This is a genomic window from Planococcus glaciei (assembly GCF_900099655.1).
GTDB lineage: Bacteria > Bacillota > Bacilli > Bacillales_A > Planococcaceae > Planococcus > Planococcus glaciei.
The window spans coordinates 77551-93781 of sequence record NZ_FNDC01000007.1 but is presented as its reverse complement, the minus strand read 5'-3'; the positions used below and the strand labels follow the sequence as shown (position 1 = coordinate 93781).

The 16231-nt window shown below is 49.4% G+C and carries 12 protein-coding genes; all 12 read left to right on the top strand.

Going from position 1 to position 16231, the window contains the following annotated elements:
• Positions 1-54: 54 nt before the first annotated feature.
• The 12 genes from BLQ32_RS10365 to BLQ32_RS10310 all read left to right on the top strand — a co-directional run bounded on the left by BLQ32_RS10365 (position 55) and on the right by BLQ32_RS10310 (position 16120).
• Positions 55-1530: an MDR family MFS transporter gene (locus tag BLQ32_RS10365; RefSeq protein WP_083335303.1), complete on the top strand. Its 1476-nt coding sequence runs from the start codon at positions 55-57 to the stop codon at positions 1528-1530.
• Positions 1523-2398 carry a transcriptional regulator CcpC gene (locus BLQ32_RS10360; protein WP_036807167.1) on the top strand — a complete coding sequence of 292 codons (876 nt, stop codon included), beginning with the start codon at positions 1523-1525 and terminating at the stop codon, positions 2396-2398. The genes BLQ32_RS10365 and BLQ32_RS10360 overlap by 8 nt, the downstream gene beginning before the upstream one ends.
• A 66-nt stretch (positions 2399-2464) precedes the next feature.
• Positions 2465-3178 (top strand): 2,3,4,5-tetrahydropyridine-2,6-dicarboxylate N-acetyltransferase, encoded by a 714-nt coding sequence (dapD, locus tag BLQ32_RS10355; protein WP_074510255.1) that lies wholly within the window; start codon positions 2465-2467, stop codon positions 3176-3178.
• Between the two features lie 13 nt (positions 3179-3191).
• Positions 3192-4307, top strand: a complete 1116-nt coding sequence (locus BLQ32_RS10350; protein ID WP_074510254.1) for an N-acetyldiaminopimelate deacetylase — start codon at positions 3192-3194, stop codon at positions 4305-4307.
• Between the two features lie 102 nt (positions 4308-4409).
• Entirely contained in the window at positions 4410-6761 is a 2352-nt protein-coding gene (locus BLQ32_RS10345; protein ID WP_074510253.1) for a hypothetical protein, read from the top strand.
• A complete protein-coding gene (locus BLQ32_RS10340; protein WP_074510252.1) occupies positions 6758-7693 on the top strand; it encodes an ABC transporter ATP-binding protein in 936 nt (311 codons plus the stop codon). The genes BLQ32_RS10345 and BLQ32_RS10340 overlap by 4 nt, the downstream gene beginning before the upstream one ends.
• On the top strand, positions 7690-8532 hold the full coding sequence (locus tag BLQ32_RS10335) for an ABC transporter permease (protein ID WP_036807153.1): 843 nt from the start codon (positions 7690-7692) through the stop codon (positions 8530-8532). The genes BLQ32_RS10340 and BLQ32_RS10335 overlap by 4 nt, the downstream gene beginning before the upstream one ends.
• A 12-nt stretch (positions 8533-8544) precedes the next feature.
• Complete coding sequence (locus BLQ32_RS19705; RefSeq protein ID WP_139150533.1) at positions 8545-9957, top strand: hypothetical protein; 1413 nt, start codon at positions 8545-8547, stop codon at positions 9955-9957.
• A gap of 14 nt (positions 9958-9971) precedes the next feature.
• Entirely contained in the window at positions 9972-10964 is a 993-nt protein-coding gene (locus BLQ32_RS10325; RefSeq protein ID WP_074510251.1) for an AAA family ATPase, read from the top strand.
• Positions 10961-11821, top strand: a complete 861-nt coding sequence (locus BLQ32_RS10320; protein ID WP_053165583.1) for a DUF58 domain-containing protein — start codon at positions 10961-10963, stop codon at positions 11819-11821. Before BLQ32_RS10325 ends, BLQ32_RS10320 begins: the two co-directional genes overlap by 4 nt.
• Positions 11822-11832: 11 nt before the next feature.
• Positions 11833-13566, top strand: coding sequence for a vWA domain-containing protein (locus BLQ32_RS10315; RefSeq protein WP_074510250.1), 1734 nt, complete (start codon positions 11833-11835; stop codon positions 13564-13566).
• A complete protein-coding gene (locus BLQ32_RS10310; protein WP_074510249.1) occupies positions 13547-16120 on the top strand; it encodes a vWA domain-containing protein in 2574 nt (857 codons plus the stop codon). Before BLQ32_RS10315 ends, BLQ32_RS10310 begins: the two co-directional genes overlap by 20 nt.
• Positions 16121-16231: the final 111 nt, after the last annotated feature.

Here is a 16231-nt window from a genome sequence, read left to right as displayed (position 1 = left end):
CAAAAAGGTCTCATTGTGAGGCCTTTTTTCTGTCAAATGAAAGAAGGTTCGAAAATGAAAAAAACCAACCGGCCGCTTGTGCTGGCTTCGGTCATGCTCGCGATGTTTATCGGGGCAGTGGAAGCAACAATTGTTTCAACGGCAATGCCCAGCATTTCTGCAGATCTTGGCGGATTTTCTAAATACAGCTGGGTGTTTTCGGCTTATTTGCTGATGAGCACGGTCACGGTGCTTCTTTACGGCAAGCTGTCCGACATATTTGGGCGCAAGCCGATTTTTGCGTTCGGCATCATCCTCTTTTTAATCGGTTCCCTTTTGTGCGGGCTGGCGAGTTCCATGGAGCAGCTGATCTTTTACCGGTTTATCCAGGGCATCGGGGCGGGAGCGGTCATGCCGATTGCCACAACCATTGTCGGCGATATTTATACAGCGGAAGAACGCGGGAAAATCCAAGGCTATTTGTCCAGTGTCTGGGGAATCTCGGCAGTGACCGGTCCGGCAATCGGCGGATTTCTAGTGGCGACAATTGGCTGGGAATACGTGTTTTGGGTGAACATTCCCCTTGGCATCCTGGCGCTGACAGGTGTACTGCTTTTCCTGGTGGAGCCGCAGAAAAAGACGAAGCCGTCCATCGATTACTTGGGTGCTTTTTTGCTGACGGTTTCGCTGACCAGCTTTCTTTATTGGCTAGTGGAAGGCGGAGTAGGGTTTGCGTGGAATTCAGCGCTGTCCTATTCCCTGTCACTCGGTGCCGCTGCCGTATTCGCCGTATTTGTGCTGGTTGAAAAGAAAGCGAAAGACCCGATGATGCCTTTTGATATTTGGAAAAACAAATCAATTTTGTATGCCAATCTTGTTTCTTTATTTACCGGCATGATCTTAATATCCGTTTCAAGCTATTTGCCGACTTATGTCACCGGTGTTATGGAACAGCCAGCTACCGTCGCCGGCTTTACACTGACCGCCATGTCGATTGGCTGGCCGATTGCCGCCTTTTTCTCAGGGCGGCTGCTGATCAAAATCGGCTATTTCAGAACTTCGCTCGCCGGCGGGATATTTCTGGTGATCGGCAGTTTGCTTTTTGTCGCGATGCGCCCTGAATTCGGGCCGCTGTGGGCCGCGATGTCGAGTTTCATGATTGGCGTCGGCATGGGATTAACTTCTACCGCCTTTATCGTTTCCATCCAGGCAGCAGTTACGTATGAACAGCGCGGTACGGCCACAGCCTCCAATATGTTTATGCGCAATTTGGGCAGTACCATCGGCGTGGCGCTGCTTGGCAGCCTTTTGAATTCAAGCTTGTTGAAGTACTTCCAGGACAATGAAAGAGACTATACGCTGAATTCGGTCAATGGAATGCTGACGGAAGACAGCCGGAATCAGCTTCCTGTGGACGTGCTCAGTTTTTTGCAGGAAGGGCTGACCCAGGCGCTTCAAAACGTCTATAGCTTGACTGCCATTTTTGCTGTCATCAGTTTTGTGCTGATTTTCGGCCTGCCAAGAAAAAAAGGAGTGAGCAGCAATGGCTAATGAAGAATTGATCCTGAAAGTGCTTGCAGAAGAAGGGAATATGCGAAAAGCTGCGGAACGCCTTTTCTTATCGCAGCCGGCGCTTTCCCAACGGCTTCAATCGATTGAAAAAGATTGGGGGCAGCAATTGTTCATCCGCTCCCAAAAAGGGCTGACGCCGACGCCTGCCGGCGAATTGGTCATTGAGTATTCAAAAGAGATGGTCCAGCGAAAAGAAGAAGTGTTCGAAGTGCTTCATACCTTGACTTCCAAAGTACATGGAACTTTAAAAATCGCTTGTGCCACCATCATCGGACAAAATTGGCTGCCCAAAGTGCTGAAAGATTTTGTGACGCTTTATCCGGAAGCGAAAATCCAGCTCATTACCGGCTGGAGTTCGGAAATTGCCCGATCGCTTTATGAAGGAGAAGCCCATATCGGGATTGTCCGGGGGCATACCGATTGGAAAGGGCCGAAGATGCATCTGTTTCGGGATACCTTGTATTTAGTGGACAAGGAAATCGATTCGTTGGAAAAAGTGGAAATGACGGAACGCCCGTTTATCCAGTTTAAAAGCGACTCCAATTATTACGAAGAAATCCAGCAATGGTGGCAGCGCCATTTCCCGTCAAATCCGAAGCGGCAAATTACCGTCGATCAGATTGAAACCTGCAAGCAGATGGCCGTCAACGGCATTGGCTATGCCATTTTGCCGTCCATCACCTTGACAGGCAACGAAGGCGTCCATATGATTCCTTTATCTAGCAGTGCAGAAGAGCTGGAATTGACCCGGGATACGTGGCTGATTGGGTACGAATCGTCGTTTCAGCTGCGCCAAGTTGAGGCATTTGTCGATATAGTCAAAAAACATGCCGCTTTATTAAGCTAAAGTGCTGAATTTTTATACTATATCCGCTATAATTACAGCATCACCCATAGAAAGAGGTTTTTATTGATGAAACAAATGGATGCAAATGAAATTATCTCGTACATACAGAATGCAACTAAATCAACACCGGTGAAAGTTTACGTAAAAGGCAAAGGCGTCGCTTCTCTTGATTTTGGCCAAGGATCAAAAGTTTTCGGCGAAGGAAATAGCGTTGTAGTATTCGGTGAATGGGCTGAAGTCCAAAAAGCATTGGAAGCGAACGCGTCTGTAATTGAAGACTCGGTGATTGAAAATGACCGCAGAAATTCTGCGATTCCTTTATTGGATATGAAAAACATCAACAGCCGCATCGAACCCGGTGCATTTATCCGTGAAAACGTGGAAATCGGCAATAACTGTATTATCATGATGGGCGCAGTCATTAATATCGGCGCGGTCATCGGCGACGGTACAATGATTGATATGGGCGTTGTCCTTGGCGGCCGCGCAACTGTCGGCAAAAATTGCCATATCGGTGCGGGTGCAGTATTGGCCGGCGTTATCGAGCCTGCGTCTGCGACACCGGTAATCGTTGAAGACGATGTCATGATCGGCGCCAATGCTGTCGTTCTTGAAGGTGTGCGGATTGGTAAAGGCGCAGTTGTTGCAGCCGGTGCTATTGTCATCGAAGATGTTCCTGAAAACTCAGTAGTCGGTGGAACACCAGCACGCGTCTTGAAATTGATGGACGAAAAAACTCGCGCAAAAACCGAAATCAAGCAAGAACTTCGCCAGCTGTAAGCGGGGCTTTCAGATGGATTTACTGAAAATCAGAAGAAAATTGCATGCGATTCCTGAAATCGGCTTTAAGGAATGGAAAACACAGGCGTATTTAAAGGAATTGTTGGAAACAATGCCCCAGGAGCGTCTGGAAATTGTTGAGTGGAGAACTGGCCTTGCGGTAAAAGTGCATGGCACCGATTCCGCAAAAACCATTGGCTGGCGTACAGACATTGACGGGCTGCCCATTACTGAAGAAACGGGATTGCCGTTCCAGTCGGAACACCCCGGGTTTATGCACGCCTGCGGCCATGATATTCATATGACGGTTGCGCTCGGCCTCTTGAACCAATTGGTCCAGGAGCCGATTGCAAACGATGTGGTCATCCTGTTCCAGCCGGCAGAAGAAGGTCCGGGCGGAGCGCTTCCTTTCCGGGAATGGCTGAAGCACGATCAGCCGACCTTTTTGCCGGACCAGATTTTCGCGCTGCACATTGCACCGGAACTTCCAGCCGGAACAGTGGCCACCAAACCGGGCCTGTTGTTTGCCAACACGTCTGAACTTTTTATCGACTTGCAGGGCAAAGGCGGCCATGCAGCTTATCCTCATCTGACGGAAGATATGGCAGTGGCAGCAGCCTCGCTTTTGATGCAGCTGCAGACCATCGTCAGCCGCAATGTGAACCCGATGGATTCGGCTGTATTGACTGTCGGAAAATTGAGCGCAGGAACTGTGCAAAACATCATAGCGGAGCATGCGCGCCTTGAGGGCACCATCCGCACGTTGAATTTGGAATCGATGCTCAAAGTGAAAAAGCGGATTGAAGCGATGTGCCGGGCTGTAGAAGAAGCTTACAATTGCCGGGTATCCATAGATTACGGCTCCAGCTATTTGGAAGTCAACAACGATGAAGATTTGGCGGAAACGTTTCTTCAATTTGCGGAAAGCGATGAAGGCGTCAAAGCCGTGCGAAGCGAAGCGGCCATGACGGGCGAAGACTTTGGCTATTTTACAGAGCAGCTTCCCGGCCTGATGTTCTGGGCAGGGGTCTCTTCGGAATATGGCTTGCATCATGCCAAGCTCAATCCGGATGAAGCGGTTCTCGATATTCTGCCGAAATTTATCCATCGTTTTTTCAAAACAATTTAACGAACGGGCAGCCTGGCGCTGTCCGTTCTTTTTTCTGTGTGGAAGGAACTATTTCCTCCTTACAACGTACTACTTTATAGAGAGAAGAATAGGGGGTTCATTATGTTCAAACGACTGCTGGCACTCTTTGCATTTGCGTGTGTCCTGTTTTTATTTTTTATGCCGCAGGCATCACTGGCTGCACCTGAAATAACGATCAAAGCAGACGCCGGTCTGCAAAACAAAGTAAAGTATGAAAAAGGATTGCCGGTTCAGTTTACAATCACAAACAACGGCTCGGATTTCTCGGGCGAGCTGGTGTTAAACTACAGCGAAACTTATAGCCTCGGAGCTGGCTTATCGGTGCCGGTGGAATTGGCGGAGGGAGAAACCAAAACCATTCAAGTGGCCATTCCAGGATTATCCGATATGGTTTCAATGGGCGGACCTTCCACTCAAACGATCTTTTTGTATGAAGGCGGATGGGAAGATGGAAAGGCCATCAATTTTAAAGGCTCAAAATCCTTAAGCCCCGGCTTTTTTTATCCAAATTCCCTGTTTATCGGGACGTTGACGGATAACCCGGATCGGCTTCTGCCGCTGAACCAGATTTCTCCGGCAGGCAGCGAGTCGACACAAGTTTTCCACTTGAATCAGCTGAACCAGTATGCCTTGCCGACGGAAGCGATGGCATGGGAAACACTCGATTATTTGCTGATTGATGAAGTTTCCTACAGTGATTTGCCGGAAGCGGTTCAGCAAGCTGTCCTTCAGTGGGTGCAGCAAGGCGGCCATGTGGTGGCAGGCTCTACTGAAAACATCGCAGCATCCATGGGCAATCTCAGCAGCTACTTGCCGCTGGAACTTGGCGAAGAAGGCACTGCGGAAGTCCAGCCGCTGGCAAAACCGGTTCCAGCCTTTAGCGCTACAATCAAAGAAGGAGCGGATCCGCTCCTCGAAAAAGACGGGAAAGTGTTGGCCGCGCGCCAGAAAATCGGTGCCGGAAGCCTGATTCAGACCGGGTTTTCGCTAGGCGATCAAACGGTCAGTTCCCAGCAGGAATATGTGCAATTGATGGCCAATCTGCTGACGCTCAACACGAATTCAAACAGCATGATGACGCAAGGCGAATCGCTGAAGGAAATCATGTCTTACGAAGTGGGGAACGTCAATGAGCTTTTTGAGAGCTTCGCGGTTTCCAAAACGTTGGTCATGGGCATTATCCTGTTGTATATCCTACTGATTATTCCCGTCCTGTATATCGTCTTGAAAAAGCGGGACAAGCGTGAACTCGCCTGGGTCATCATCCCGGTTGCCGCTTTAGTCACGTCCATCGGCATTTTTGCGATCGGCGCAAAAGACCGCATTGCAAACCCGCAGATTCAGCAGACCGGCTTTTTTGAAGCCGACCAGGACAGCGGGTTAAACGGCTATTATATGAATACGCTTTTATCCAATCGCGGAGGCGATTACCATTTTGCTGCTCCGTCCGGAACCACGATGACGTTTCGCCAGAACACCCAGTTCTCTGAAGGGGCGCAGCAGCAATCTGCCATTCTGGAACAACAGGCTACACAGAATACGATGACTTTGCGCGATATGCGCTATTGGTCCGTCGGCTCCGTCATCGGGCAATCGTATATTGAAAAAACCGGAAACTTCGATATCCAATTGGCGGTGGAGAAAAAGACCATTAAAGGAACCATTCAAAACAATTTCCCCTTTGCGCTTGAAGATGTATCGATTTGGACGGGTACACGCTTGATGGCGTTAGGGAATCTTGCACCGGGCGAACAGCTGGCAGTGAACCAGACGGTGCAGTCGGATATTTTGCCTTCCGCTTCACCGATCAGCTCTACGTTCGCCTACCAGCCGATTGCCGATAAAGAGCAATTGAAAAAAGCCCGAAAACAAACCATTCTGTCAATGGCGTATAATCAGTTTAAGGACAATGAAAGCTCCCCTTATGTGGTCGCCTATACAAATGATGCCATCGTGCCGATTTCACTGGAAGACCAGCGCGCATCCGTTTCGGCTGTCCACTTGATCGCCCAGCCATTCAAGCCGGACGTCAATTTGACAGGGGAAGTCAGTTTGAACGCCGATACGTTTGAGCTGCAGGTCAGTGGATCGTCCTATTTTGAAAATGTGACAGATGACCCTTATCTTTTCTATATGGATAAAGGGAAATTCGAATTGACCTATGCAGTCACGGATGCAGTGGATTTAAAGAAAACCGAGTGGCAGGAATTAGCGGTCACTGCGGCAAAACAAAATCTGACGGTTTCCATACTCAATGCAAAAACGGGAAAAGCTGAAGAAATCAGCGGAAGCCAACAAAGCATCACAGAAGCCGTTGGCAATTACGTCTCGCCGCAAGGAGAAATCAAATTCGTCGTTGAAAACAATTCCGCAAATGGCGAACCTGAACTAACCATGCCGAAAATTAAGTTGAAAGGGGTGGTTGCTCCATGATTGAAACCATTGGATTGACTAAAAAATATGGTTCTTTGTATGCGTTGCAGGATTTGAATCTGACTGTGGAAGACGGCACTGTCTTCGGTTTTGTAGGCGCAAACGGCGCAGGCAAGTCAACCACTTTTTCCATTTTGGCCACTTTGCTGCAGCCGACTGCAGGAGATGCGTTTGTTAATGGCCTGAGTGTGACAAAAAATGCCCATGAAGTCAGAAAACAGATCGGCTATATGCCGGATTTCTTCGGCGTCTATGACCAGTTAAAAGCAGATGAATACTTGGATTTTTACGGTGCAAGCTACGGATTGAAACCGAGAGACCGGGAAAAATTGATTCCTCAATTGCTTGAACTCGTCAATTTAAGCCATAAACGCTACGAGTATGTCGATCTATTGTCGAGAGGGATGAAGCAACGGCTGTGCCTGGCGCGTGCATTGATCCACGACCCGAACATCTTAATCCTGGATGAGCCGGCATCGGGGCTTGATCCGCGTGCCCGTGTCGAAATGCGTGAAATCCTCCGGGAACTCAAATCGATGGGGAAAACCATCTTGATTTCTTCGCATATTTTGCCGGAACTGGCGGAAATGTGCGACAGCATCGGCGTGATAGATACCGGGAGACTGATTGCCCAAGGCTCTGTCAGCGAAATACAAGCACAGCTGCAAAGCGAAAAAGTGATGCGCGTCAAAGTGGCGGGCCTCGTTTCTGTAGTTTCGGCATTTTTTGAAAATGATCCTTTTGTTTCCCAAATCGTTGAAAAACCGGAAAACAATCTGATTGAATTCCTGTACCGGGGATCTGAAGAAGAGCAAATGGTGTTGCTGCGAAAAGCGATGGCTGCGCAGCTGCCGATCTTGTCGTTCGCTGAAGAAGAAACCGATCTGGAAGATGTCTTTATGGCGATTACGAAAGGAGCAGATGCCTCGTGAAAGCACTCCTGGCCAATCCGGTATTGATCAAAGAAATCAAATTGCGGTTCCGCAATCTGAAAAGTTTTACCGGCATCCTGTTTTATTTAATCGCAATGAGCATTTTTGTCTTCGGTTTTATCTTTATGACCACGACATTTTCCGGCAGCGGGTTTTTCCGTCCGGATGAAAGTTTTATGCTGTTTACGATGATGACCTATATCCAGCTGGGGTTAATCCTGTTTATTACGCCAGGGCTGACAGCAGGCGCCATCAGCACCGAACGGGAAAAGCAGACCTTGAATATTCTGCTGACGACAGCCCAGACTTCTTTCCAGATCATTTTCGGGAAAATGTCGTCTTCCGTTGCCTTTTTGTTATTGATGATTGTGGCGGGGCTGCCTATTTATAGTTTGGTGTTTTTATACGGCGGTGTATCGCCAAGCCAAATTGCGATCATCTTTTTGTTTTATTTCTTGACCTTGCTGACGATTGGCAGCATCGGCATCATGTTTTCGACGATCATCCGGAAAACCATCGTTTCCATGATTGCGACTTACGGGACCATGATATTCCTGACGGCAGCAACCGGATTTTTCCTGATCATATCGACCCAAATTTCGCAATTTGGCAGCACGACGCCGACGTTCTCGCCTTTCACTTACTTTTGGGCAAGCATAAATCCGGCGGTCGTCCTGTTTACATTGCTGCAGCCGGCCTATGCCCAGGAAATTCAGAACATGACTGTAGTGCCCTTGCCGCTCTGGGTCGGCTATCTGATAGTTTACCTGTTCATTACCGCGCTGGCTCTATTCTTGGCGGTCAAGCGTTTGCGCGTCAATATGTCTAAATACAAATAAGGAGGGATTTACATGAACAACCGGGACATTGCCGGCTTTGTCCAACGAGCCGGAAGACGACTGAAAAGTGTGCACGTCAGCCAATCGCTTCAAAAAGCGCTATTGATCGGGTTAACTGCGGCCGTTTTGCTGCTGTTCCTGTCTCGGTTGTTTATGCTTCCTTATTATGAATTTTATGCATATGCTGCCGGGGCACTGGCTTTATTGGTGTGGCTGGCATTTTCTATGCGCAATCTGCCGGACCAGCATCAAGCTGTCAACGAGCTCGACCGGTTTACTCCGCATAACCAGCTGCTCACGGCCTGGCAAACAGAAGGCACAGGTGAACTGGCAACTACACTTGTGAATAAAACCGCAGAAATACTGCCGCATAGTTATCAGCTATTTAAACAAGAACCGCGGCAGTGGCTGCTTGGCAAATGGCTGCTGGCTTCGTTAGCGGGTGCCGTGTTTTTAAGTTTGCTGCTCTTATTTCCAAGCACGCTGCAGCAAGAGGCGAAAGATGCGGAAAAAGAACTGGATTTAATCAGCCAGATTGAAAAACAAGTGGCCAAAATTGAAAAAGAAGCAAAATCCGAACCGCTGAAAAAAGAAATGAAGGAATTGCAAAAACAAGTGGCGGAAAGCAAAAAGGCCGAAGAGGCGTTAAAAGAAGTGATGAAAAAGCAGAAAGAGCTGGCTCTTCAAAAACAAAAATTAGCAGAAAGTAAAGGGGAAGCCGCACAGCAGGAAAGCAAAGAACGGGGAGAGGCTGCTGACAAGCTGGCTGAACAAGCCGGGAAAACCCAAACAGCCCTAAGCAATATGGGAAAACCCGTCAATTTGCCGCTGCAGCGCACCATCGCCAATAGCGACCCGGCAAAAGCCGGAAATGCAGAAACCCAAACCGGACAAGGCAGCAGCAGTTCTTCTGCTGCCGGCAACGGCGAGAATGCAGCGACTTCCTCTGGGCAGCCTGGAACCGGCCAAGGAAAAGGCGAGAGCCAAGAACAGGGCCAGGGCCAAGGCCAAGGCCAAGGCCAAGGCCAAGGCCAAGGCCAGGGCCAAGGGCAAGGCCAGGGACAAGGGCAAGGCCAAGGCCAAGGTCAGGGTCAAGGGCAAGGCCAGGGACAAGGGCAAGGCCAAGGCCAAGGTCAGGGACAAGGTGCAGGAACTGGACAAGGCAACCGAGAACTTTTGACAGTGCCTTCCCGAATCGGTGGGACAGGAGAAACGGAAGTCGACAGCGGCGAGTTAGGAGAAGGAGAAGCGGCGGATGAACAGGAAGCGGTTGTCCCTGCTGAACGCGGAGAAGTCCGCCCGTATCGTGACGTAGTCGGCCAGTATTCGGATTCTTATTTCTCCAGTGCCGAAAAACTGGAATTGCCTCCGGATTTGCAAAAAGTGGTCGAGCAGTACTTTTCTTCAATTGAATCAGAACAATAGAAAGCAGGGATGATATGACGTTTAAACCGGAACAATTCACTGAAATGAGCGGACGTTTGCAGGAAGTGCGAGAAGAAATTGGCCACTTTATCGTTGGGCAGGAAGAAGCAATCGAGTTTTCCCTTTATGCGATTTTGGCAGATGGCCATGCATTATTGGAAGGATTGCCGGGGCTCGGCAAAACGATGCTGATCCGCACGATTTCCGAAGTGCTTGATTTATCTTTTTCCCGAATTCAGTTTACGCCTGATTTGATGCCGACTGACATTACGGGAACCAGTTTGATTGAACGGGACGCTGACGGCCGCCAGCAATTCACGTTCCGGGAAGGGCCGATTTTTCACCAGATGGTGCTTGCCGATGAAATTAACCGGGCGACGCCGAAAACCCAAAGCGCACTGCTTGAAGCGATGGGCGAAAAGACGGTGACTATTTTAGGCGATACGAAAAAGATGGCGCGGCCATTTTTTGTGTTGGCCACCCAAAATCCGATTGAAATGGAAGGCACTTATCCCTTGCCGGAAGCGCAAATGGACCGCTTTCTATGCAAAATCCTAGTGGCCTATCCGACGCGTACAGAACTGGCCGAAATCAGCAGGCGGACTACAGGTTCACTCAACATCCACTTGCAGAAAAAGATGGATACGGCTGCTTTGATTGAAGCTCAGGAAATGGTGAAAGCGGTTTTGATTGCAGAAGATATTTTAATGGTCGCGGTGGATATGATCCAAAATACGCATCCTGCGCAATCGGAGTACGAGCCGGTGCGGCAGTTTATTCAATACGGCAGCGGACCTCGGGGACTGCAAAGTTTGATCCGTTTGGCAAAAGCGCGCGCATTGACTGAAGGCCGCTACCATGTGTCCATCGGCGATTTGAAACATGTGGCGAAACCGGTTCTGCGCCATCGCCTCCTATTGAATTATGAAGGAGAAGCGACGGGCATCAGCACGGATGAACTGATTGATTTAGTGGCGAGCGGTGCCGGAAGAGGCGTATTGAAATGACGGAACTGGGTCTGCCAGGAGACTGGATCACACGGATTGCACGTCTTTCCGTTGCCACCAAATCGAAAATCCGCGGACACCACAAAGGCTCTCACCGTTCTGCCCGTTTCGGTTCGTCCCTGGATTTTTCCGATTTCCGGGAGTACCATCCGGGGGACGATGTCCGCCATGTGGATTGGAATGTTTATGCGCGTACCGACCGTGTTTACATTAAGCGTTTTCTGGATGAACAGGAAATGCGCGTCCATCTCTTGATCGACAGTTCAAAGTCGATGGAAGGAAAGTGGCTGTTTGCCAAGCAACTGGCTTTTTCACTCGGGTTGATGGTGTTGAGCCATGATGACCGGCTGACTGTCTCTGCGGGCCAATCGGCCATTGCGCCGTTTCGGAAAAAAGGGAAATCAGCCCGAAAACTGTATGAGCATTTCATATCGAATTTGCCGCAGCCTGAGAAATTATCGTTTGCAAAAGATGCCAGTTTCTATGCGGCCAAAGATTCGACGGTATTGTTTGTGCTCTCGGACGGCTTAGAGCCGCTGGAAGACTGGCAGATTTTTTTTCGGCAAGTGCCCCGCTTTTCGCACGATGTCCGTTTTTTGCATTTGACGGTTGAAGAAGAACGGATGCCGGATTTTAAAGGCGATATGCGTTTGATTGACGAAGAAACGGGAGACGCCATTAATGTGACGATGACCAATCAGTCGTTGCAGACGTATTTAAATAAACGGAACGTGCACACCGAAGGATTGAAATCTTTATGCGCGAAGCACGGTGTGCATTATATGCAGATTGACATCGAAGAAGGCATTCAGCACGTCCTGTTTCAACAATTGGCACGGAAAAATTGGATTGAATGAGGTGAAGCGGCATGGGAATTGAAAACTGGGGATGGATCTGGACGGCATTCATGCCGCTGGCAGTCATTTTGTATTATTTTTTCCGGAAGAAATACAAAGACCAGCCCATTTCTTCGACATTGTTCTGGCAGGAAACGATGAAAGAAATTCAGGCTTCCCCTTATCTGAAAAAACTCCAGCACCACTTGCTTTTTTACCTTCAATTAGCCGCCCTTTTGCTGTGTGTATTGGGTCTTCTCCAGCCTTACTTCAATTCGGATACACTTGAAGGCAATGAATTTATTTTTGTGGTCGATACTTCAGCAACAATGCTTGCCGGAAGTCCGAGCCATTTTGAACAGCAAAAAGAAAAAATGGCCGGGTTGCTGCAGCAAACAGGCGGAAAACCGGTGACGATCGTGAAAACCGGCCAAAGCCCGGAAGTCCTGGTACGGGATGAACGGGATCTTGAAGTGCTGGAACAAGCGATAGAACAACTGCAGATCAGTTATGAAACTGCCCAGATGGAACAGACTTTGCTGTTTGCAGAAACGCTTGTCGACAGCGAGTCGACCGTGATCCATGTTTTTACGGACGCTCTTGACCGAACTGCTTTAGCAGGCAAAACAGATCAAGTGTATGCGGTACACGGCATCGGCGAGCCGCTGCGCAATGTGTCCATCCGCCAATTCGGTCTGGCGGAAACAGAAGGGGGCATGCGGGCGATTGTGCAAGTGATCAATGAAAGCAGCGAACCGATGTCCGGCACCCTTCGTTTATCAAATGGAGAAACAGAAAAAGAATCGGCTATCGAACTGGAACCGAAAGAAGAAATTTTGGCGCCTGTTGAAGGCTTGCCGGCAGGAAAGTTATGGGAGGCTACATTGGAGGTCGATGATGATTATAGCGCCGACAATGCCATGGCTTCTTATGTGCAGCAGCCCATCGATGCTGTTTTTATCGATTCCAGCCTCCACGAACTGGTGGCCAGCGGCTTTAGTTCGCTGGACATGAAAGTAACATCGCTCGCCCCGGACCAACTGGCAAACCGAAAAGGTGCGCCGATCGTCACCAACCAGACAGAGCTGCTGGCAGGAGATGCACCTGTCTTGTTGATGGGCAGAAACGATGAAACACCGAGCGAAGCAGCTGGACAAGTCGAAACAACTGACCATCCTTTATTCACATATGCGGCACTTGAAGAAGTATACGTTTCGCATCTCTATCCGGCTTTTGAAAACTATGAAACCATTGCCTCAATCGATGGCAAACCCTTTATCCAAGTGTCACCGGAAGGAGACCTTATTGTCCTGGCAGATATCCAGTCCACCGATTGGCCGCTTAGCCCTTCGTTTCCGTTATTTTTATGGAGCGCAGTCAATGAACTGGCAGGAAGCAAAAGCTTTCTCGGCTTTTTCCAGCCGAACGAACACCGTTCAGTAGCACTTGCTTCCGGTTCAGGGGAATGGGAAATCTTTAAAGACAGCAATTACATGGCTTCCTATCTTGAAGGGGAAGGGCCTTTTATCGCACCTGCTGAACCCGGCATCTACGATGTAACGAGCGGCAGCGAAAGCTTGAAAATGATTGTCCAGCTGAGCAATGAAGAAAAAACGCTTGAAACTGGATCAGCTTACCAAATCGGACAAGCAGCCAGTGAAGAAGAAACCGTCCGTTTCTCTCTCGTGCCAGGCATTTTGTTGTTCATTTTGATTTTGCTGGTGGCGGAATGGGAGGTGTACCGACGTGGAATTGCGCTTAGATAATCCATTGTGGCTTTGGCTGCTTGTACCGGTGATTGCTTATTTTGGGCTGCTCGGTTACCGCAACTTCAAAAAGTATGCCAAACTCTACCGCTTTGTTTATGCTGTACGCTTCCTGACCGCTGCTCTTTTAGTTTTTGCACTGGCAGAGCCGGCTGCATACCGGCCAGCGCAAGAAGAACAAATAATTTTCCTGATGGACCGCTCTGCTTCAATGGAGGGCTTGGAAGCAGAAATGGCCGACGCGATTGAAACAGTCATTTTAAATAAGAAGGATTCACAAAACGTAGGGGTTTACACATTCGCAGAAGATTTCCAGACGCTTTTGCCGGTTTCAAAAGAGCCGCGACCGCTGCCGAGAGAGCAGGCGCAGGGAGATGGGCGCCATACGAACCTCGCCCGTGCCATTGAATTGGCTGCCAATAGCGGCAACACGGATTTGGCGACGCGGGTTGTCGTTTTGACTGATGGCAATGAAACTCAGGCTTCCGCTCTTGAAAGCTTGAACCGGCTGGACCGGGACCGTGTGCAAATCGATGTTCTGCCGCTTCAACAAGCAGATAAAAATGATGCAGCCATTATCGGTTTCGAGACGCCCGCAGATGCCTTTTTAGGAGAAGCACAAGCGTTTTCTGTCACCATCGATTCGGACAAGGAAACAACGGGGCATTTGGTGTTTTCGCGAAACGACCAAGAATTTGGCAGGCAGAAAATTTCGCTTGTGGAAGGGGAGAATTTATTCTCTTATACGTATCCCGCGCCAGAGGAAGGGATGGCGAAATACGAAGCCCGGCTGGAACTGGAAAGTGATGCGTTCCTGGAAAACAACGCGTTGATCAGCATCACCGAAGTGGAAGGCAACCCGGAAGTGCTGGTGGTCAGCGGCAGTGAGGCCAGCCCGATTCCAGGAGTTTTGGACACGGAAAACATTCGCGTTACATCCATCACGGCCAATCAGCTGCCGGCGAATTTGTCGTCTATCCTGCAATACGATTCCGTCATTTTTGACAATGTTTCCGGTACATCAGTCGGCAGCCAGCAAATGGCAGTAATCGAGCAGGCCGTCCAGCAATTCGGAATGGGCTTTATGATGGTCGGGGGCGACCAGAGTTTTGGCCTCGGCGGCTATTTTAAATCGCCGATTGAACGGATTTTGCCGGTTGAAATGGAAGTCAAAGGCAAGCACGAACTGCCTTCGCTTGGCCTCGTCATTGTCATGGACCGGTCGGGCAGCATGGCAGGCACCAAAATGGAATTGGCGAAAGAAGCTGCCGCGCGCTCCGTAGAATTATTGCGCGAAGACGATACGGTGGGCGTTATTGCGTTTGACGACCAGCCGTGGCAAATCGTACCGACCGAGAAATTGGCAGATCCAAAAGAGGCAGCCGATAAAATTCTCTCCGTATCACCTGGCGGAGGAACAGAAATTTACCACTCCCTGGAAGAAGCCTATAGCCAGCTGGAAGATTTGGAATTGCAGCGCAAGCACATCATCTTGTTGACGGACGGCCAATCCTCGACTTCCAATGATTACGATAGCTTGATAGAAGACGGAAAAGACAAAAACGTCACCTTGTCGACGGTTTCCATTGGCGGCGATGCAGATAAAAATCTGCTGGAAAGCTTGGCAACAACAGGCAGCGGTCGCTATTACGACGTCACCGATGCCACCACCATTCCGGCCATTTTGTCGAGAGAGACGATCATGATGTCACGGACTTATATTGTCGACAAACCGTTCCAACCGGTTGTTTACAACAGCCGCTGGAACGATTTGTTCACGGCGGGAGTGCCGCAAATGAACGCCTATATTGCAACGACTGCGAAAAGCACAGCGTCTGTTGCGCTTGAAAGCGAAGAAGAAGATCCGGTGCTCGCGACTTGGAATTACGGCCTTGGAAAAACCATCGCCTACACGTCCGGAAGCGGCGGATGGAGCGGAGATTTCCAATCCTGGCAAAACTGGCCGGCATTCTGGAACCGCACCGTGTCCGAATTGCTGCCGTCTTTCGCCGAAATTCCTTTCTCGGTTACTGCAAAACAGCAAGGCGTGTATGCAATTGAAGACCCTTCCCGAAAATCAGCCATCATAAATGTCACAGCGGTTGATGAAAAAGGGAATGAAGTGCCGCTGAAAAGCGAACCGGTTGCACCCGGGGAAATTGAAGTCACGATGGACGCAGAACCCGGTTTGGTGTTTTTCAGTGTTTCCAATGAAAACGGGGCATCCTATAGAACGGGTCTGACGGTGCCATACGGCGCTGAATACAAGATCAGCAATCCGAATCTGCCGTTGCTCACAACGCTTGCTGAGCGAAGCGGAGGGCAGGTTCTTGGTTCCCTGGACGAAGCCATGCGGGACATTCCGTATGAAAGCGGAAGCCAAAAGCCGATTCAGCAATTTCTGCTGCTGTTGGCGATGCTGTTGTTTTTTGCAGATATCACCTTTCGACGGTTCGGGCTAAGAATGCCGATCCGGAAAAAAGAAAAGAAAGCAGAAACGGAACAAACTGATCAAACGATCGGCCAATTAATAAAAGCGAAAAAGAGAAGTTAATCTCTTTTTCGCTTTTTGTTTTGTCTTTATTCGCGTTTGTCGGAGCTGAACAGGCACCTTCGCTTTTCTTAGTTGTCCAGCTGCAGCGCCTAGCCCCTCGAGGTCGCTTCA

Coding starts and splice junctions, on each gene's coding strand:
- BLQ32_RS10365 (WP_083335303.1), top strand. CDS start 55: ATGAAAAAAACCAACCGGCCGCTTGTGCTGGCTTCGGTCATGCTCGCG.
- BLQ32_RS10360 (WP_036807167.1), top strand. CDS start 1,523: ATGGCTAATGAAGAATTGATCCTGAAAGTGCTTGCAGAAGAAGGGAAT.
- dapD (WP_074510255.1), top strand. CDS start 2,465: ATGAAACAAATGGATGCAAATGAAATTATCTCGTACATACAGAATGCA.
- BLQ32_RS10350 (WP_074510254.1), top strand. CDS start 3,192: ATGGATTTACTGAAAATCAGAAGAAAATTGCATGCGATTCCTGAAATC.
- BLQ32_RS10345 (WP_074510253.1), top strand. CDS start 4,410: ATGTTCAAACGACTGCTGGCACTCTTTGCATTTGCGTGTGTCCTGTTT.
- BLQ32_RS10340 (WP_074510252.1), top strand. CDS start 6,758: ATGATTGAAACCATTGGATTGACTAAAAAATATGGTTCTTTGTATGCG.
- BLQ32_RS19705 (WP_139150533.1), top strand. CDS start 8,545: ATGAACAACCGGGACATTGCCGGCTTTGTCCAACGAGCCGGAAGACGA.
- BLQ32_RS10325 (WP_074510251.1), top strand. CDS start 9,972: ATGACGTTTAAACCGGAACAATTCACTGAAATGAGCGGACGTTTGCAG.
- BLQ32_RS10320 (WP_053165583.1), top strand. CDS start 10,961: ATGACGGAACTGGGTCTGCCAGGAGACTGGATCACACGGATTGCACGT.
- BLQ32_RS10315 (WP_074510250.1), top strand. CDS start 11,833: ATGGGAATTGAAAACTGGGGATGGATCTGGACGGCATTCATGCCGCTG.